We start from the raw sequence: 4,793 nt of genomic DNA, 5'->3' as shown, positions 1-4,793 counted from the left end.
GAGAGTCGATGAAACATATATCAAAGTAAAAGGTCAATGGATGTACCTGTATCGTGCTGTTGATTCGAGAGGAAACACAATCGATTTTTGCCTAGGAAAAACAAGAGACCAGAAGACTGCAAAGCGCTTTTTCAAGAAAGCTTTGCGGTCTTTTCATGTTTCGCAGCCTCGTGTTATGACAGTCGATAAGAATCCAGCTTATCCTATAGCAATTGAACAGTTGAAAAAAGAGAAAAGCATACCTGATGGTATGCAACTTAGACAACAAAAATACTTGAATAACATAGTAGAACAAGATCATCGCTTTATAAAGAAGCGAATCCATTCTATGCTAAGGTTCAAATGTTTTGACACAGCTACATCCATTCTTTCTGGAGTAGAAGCTATGCATATGATTAAAAAAGAACAGATTGATTTACGGGACCAGTCTGTCCAAAACCAGAAAAAATTCATCCATCAATTGTTTGGACTGGTAGCATAAGATACGATTCCGTTAGGAATATATGCGCTTTATTCTCTTTTATTTTATTTTTGCACCAGAACCGTATTATTTATATATGGAATATTTTGTTTGTACGAAAGGGATAACTTGATGTTTTTACAAAAATATAGGGGTTTGATTCTAGGGATAGTTGGTGCTGTTATAGGGGGAATATCCTGGGTTTATCTTAAAGATTTAGATTATATATAGGGCGTGTCTTAAGTTGTTTTCTTTAACATTGATAATTATAGGATGGGTTATTGCCTGTAATTCGAACCATTTCTATAATGCTGGAGTTTCAACTAAAAGGCATCAAAAAATAAGTTTGATAAGTATTAATTTAACAAGTTAATACAAAATGTGCTAATATAGTGATAAAAAGGAGGTAAAAGGAAAGAAAAGGAAAGGAAAGGAATACATCTCCATATCTGCTTTCAATATTTGGATTAGGATTGTTTTTTTCAGTTAGACATGGTTTATTAATATTTTTAGCATATTGGAAAGATGAAGTGATTTTGTCAAATAACCTAATTTTATTTGCAATAGGAGTATTATTATTAATTGTTAATTATTTCAATGTTTTTTAATAAGCAATGTAGTAAAGCAAAACAAGTATAAATTTATCTAGAATCTAAAAATCTACTTGTTTTTTTATAAAAAATCCAGTTTCAAATCACATTGGAAATAAAAGTAAGTCTATGACCTGTTTTTACATATATCTCGGCTGTACCCCAGCATGATATAAAATATAGGAATTTGGTTATTTCATTTTATCATGAAAAAATGATGGAGGAAATTCTGGTGTATCTTATTAAAAAATGATCTTTTCTATGTATTTTTTTTGTTTTGCTTAAATGTAAATGACACTATTGTTTCATCCATCAGCGAAAAATACATAGGTTCTGGTGCAAAATTATTCTATAAAGTGATTATTATCCACCACCACATAGTAACAACTCCTTTCATTGCTTATTAAAAAATAATAATAAGAGAAAGGCAATTTTTTTGAATGTGTAGCGTAATAAGTGATTTTTATAAAAATACGACACATATTAGTCGGATAAGAATCATTCGGAAGGGCGAGATGTTTTATGGAGATCGGAGAACTTATTGATTATACGAGAAAACAAAAGGGACTAACTATTAAAGATGTTTGTGGTGATTTTGTTAGTAGATCTGTTTACAACAGATTTGTAAATAATCGTGCAGATACTAGTGTTACAAATCTAACTTATATGCTTTCTAGAATTAATGTATACTTTGATGAATTAAAAGCTTTTGATTACCCAAAGGATGTAAATGTAATCAGTCAGATTATGGGTGAAATAAGAAATGCTTTTATGAAGAAAGATGTAGAAGAGTTAATAAGGCTAGAAAGTCTTTGTAATCTAGTTAAAGGGCGAGATGGAATTAAGTATGAACATCTTTCGAGTTTATGTCAGTTGCTCATTGCTAGATTAAAAAATGAAACTCTTGAAACAAGAGAAACTAAAATTTATCAATATTTAATAAACATGCAGACATGGACTCGCTATGAACTAGTTTTATTCAACAACTGTATGTTTGCATTTACGCCTGAATTTATAGAAATCACTCTTGAAAAAGCACTTTTGGGAATCAATCATTACAAAGAATTTAGAGATGGAAAAAGTGAATGCTTTAGGATGTTAACAAATGCAATTATTTTCTTTATCCAGCACGATAGGATGAACCTTATATGGAAATATATGGATAAAATAAATTCGTTTTCACTCGAAGAAGAAATGTTTTTTGAAAAAAACCTAAAATTGGTGATTAATGGTATTTGGGAATGTTTGAGAGGAAATAAAGAAGGTGAAGAAATGCTAAAAAAGGCACAGTTGGTCTGTAAATATATAGGTGCCGATAATTATTACAAGATGAATGAAGAATTAATTGAATTTATAAAACAGAAGTACGAAATCAAAATTTTTACATAAGGTTTATATTTTTGAGAAGGTTGTAATTATTAAATTATAACCTTCCTTTTTCTATTTTCTATTTCATTTATTTTTTTTTGTTTATACTATTACTCCTTCTTTCGGTGTGTCATATAAGACACGTGTGTATATAATGAGAGGCAAAGAAAGAAGCTCGCTTGCTCCAAGATTTAAAATAATTTTGAATTATATTATATTATCCGTAAGGATAGTTAGAAAACAAGGAGATGATATTATGGCAGGAGCTATTACGGTCACACCCGAACAACTAAAATCTCAGGCGAAAATATATCAAACGGCCTCTTCACAAATTGAAGACGCTATTCGTAAAGTGAATTCTATGAATTCAACGATTGCCCAAGAATGGCAGGGGGAAGCTTTTCGAGCTTACTTGGAGCAATACAAACAGCTTGAAGGTAATGTGAAACAAATGGAAAACTTATTACAAAGTATTCATATGCAGTTGACCAAATATGCAGATACAGTCGCAGACCGTGACCGTCAGGATGCAGGTTCGTTTGGCTTAAATTAAGTGTTTAAAAAAGGGGTCAGTGCAACTCATTGTGCTGACACCTTTTTTAATTTATCTGAAAGGAAGAAATGTATTTTGATAAAAAAATATCAGAGTTATTTTCCATTACTCATCATTATACTTGGTGGATTATTTCTTATTTTGACTTTCACTTATTTTGGTTTTAAAGATGATAATGTGTACCGGTCTACAAATCAAAAAGTATCCAAGGTTCAATATGTTTTAGTGAATGAAGATAAAGGGGCTGTTTTTGAGGGGAGGAAGTATGAACTAGGTGCAGACTTTGTTACTCTGATTAATCAAGATTCCAAAAATAGTTGGCAGACGGTCAGTAGGAATATTGCTAATGCAGGAATTGAGAATGGTCAATTTGATGCAGAAATTATTATTCCTCAAGATTTCTCTGAACGTCTATTGTCCCTTCAAAGTATAGCACCAGAACAGGCGACCATTAATTATCGTGTACGTAAAGGGCAAAATGAGATATCTAATCAAGCCGTTCAAACACAAGTAAATGATATTTTGAAAAATTTCAATCAACGAGTTGTGCAGATGTATTTCTCAAGTATTGTAGGAAATTTATCAGAAGCCCAACTAAATGTTAATAAAATTGTTGGAGCAGAAACTGATGCTAAGAAATATCTGATGACAAATATTCAAGATCCATTTAAGGAGTTATCGGGAGGATTTAATAATTTATCAAATGTTTCGAGTATTCTTGATGAAGATAATAAAGGTTTTCTCTCGGAACAACAAGCATTTGTTTCATCCGTAAAAACTCTAATGGATGATAATAATAAGAGCTTAGAAGCAGGCAGTACCTCGACAAAAGAAGCCAAAAAATCAGTTAACGAAAATATCGATAAAACAAATGAAAAGTTAAAAGATTCCTTAAAGCAATTTGAGGATCAATTTAACCTACAAAAAAAGCAATTTGAGGATCAATTTAACCTACAGAAAACGCAATTAGAAAACCAACGGCAATCTGATTTATCGGGATATAAAGCAAAATATGATGGTTTGAACCAATCAATGTTTAAACAACTAGGAAACTTTTATACACCGGCAGCAGGTGAAGTGAATTCATCTGGGGTTTATACGGAATTCTTGCTAAACGCCAAGCTATTTCAAGAAACACAAACTGCTCGAATTGATGAACTAAAAGATGAAATTAAGCAATTGCAATCGCAAGTTGAAACTCTTAATGATTTAAGAAAACAGATTGCACAAACTTATTATGGAAGTGCAGAAAAAAATCCGGATACAGCTTCTGAGGAGGATATTAAACAGGCGATTGTGAAACTAATGGCTGATTCAAAAGAAAATAAAGTTAATTTAGATAATCGTTATCGTCAAATGATAGAAGAAAGTCTACCACAAATTCCAGCAGACACTTTAGAAAATCTTTTACAAAAGTTAATTGCTGAGAATATTATAACTGATTCTCAATCTAAAAAATTCCAAGATGAGCTAACTATAGTTCGGCGTTATGCGAAAAATTTTGAAAAAGAAATAGGAAAGGAAGGAAACTTTTCCTATCTAGAAGCTAAGCCTGAACATAACGCTATAATTCCTATAAATAGTAGGGAGGTCACTATATCTATTGATCCAACAAAAGATAATAGAATCTCTTTGAAGACAGACCATACAGAACAAGGAAGTTTAGGAATAAGAAATTTGACGGATCTTTTACCGGTGTTAAAAACAGAATTGGATCAAAAACTCAAATCATATGGGTACATTTCTGAGTGGAGTGAAGTTTCTAATCATGAATTCAGTATTTCATTGAAAAAGAACCCCACAGAACCAGAGAAACCAAAAC

General features: G+C 31.5%; 4 protein-coding genes and 1 pseudogene. All 5 read left to right on the top strand.

The annotated features are described in order from the left end of the window. Positions 1-481, top strand: a 481-nt coding sequence (locus tag BAU23_RS17555) for an IS6 family transposase (protein WP_071734875.1), incomplete at its 5' end; no start/stop codon positions are given. 111 nt (positions 482-592) lie between these two features. Beyond that, positions 593-833 (top strand): annotated as a pseudogene (locus BAU23_RS30940) (hypothetical protein). A 739-nt stretch (positions 834-1,572) separates the two neighbouring features. Next, entirely contained in the window at positions 1,573-2,439 is an 867-nt protein-coding gene (locus BAU23_RS17545; protein ID WP_071734874.1) for an Rgg/GadR/MutR family transcriptional regulator, read from the top strand. 235 nt (positions 2,440-2,674) lie between these two features. Next, on the top strand, positions 2,675-2,971 hold the full coding sequence (locus BAU23_RS17540) for a WXG100 family type VII secretion target (protein ID WP_002186998.1): 297 nt from the start codon (positions 2,675-2,677) through the stop codon (positions 2,969-2,971). Positions 2,972-3,046: 75 nt separating this feature from the next. Continuing rightward, positions 3,047-4,793: type VII secretion protein EsaA (gene esaA, locus BAU23_RS17535; RefSeq protein WP_071734876.1), on the top strand; the 1,747-nt coding region annotated here is incomplete at its 3' end.

Origin of the sequence: Bacillus nitratireducens (assembly GCF_001884135.1) — a bacterium.
In the GTDB taxonomy this organism is placed as follows: Bacteria; Bacillota; Bacilli; order Bacillales; family Bacillaceae_G; genus Bacillus_A; species Bacillus_A nitratireducens.
This window is presented reverse-complemented; position numbering and strand designations above follow the sequence as displayed.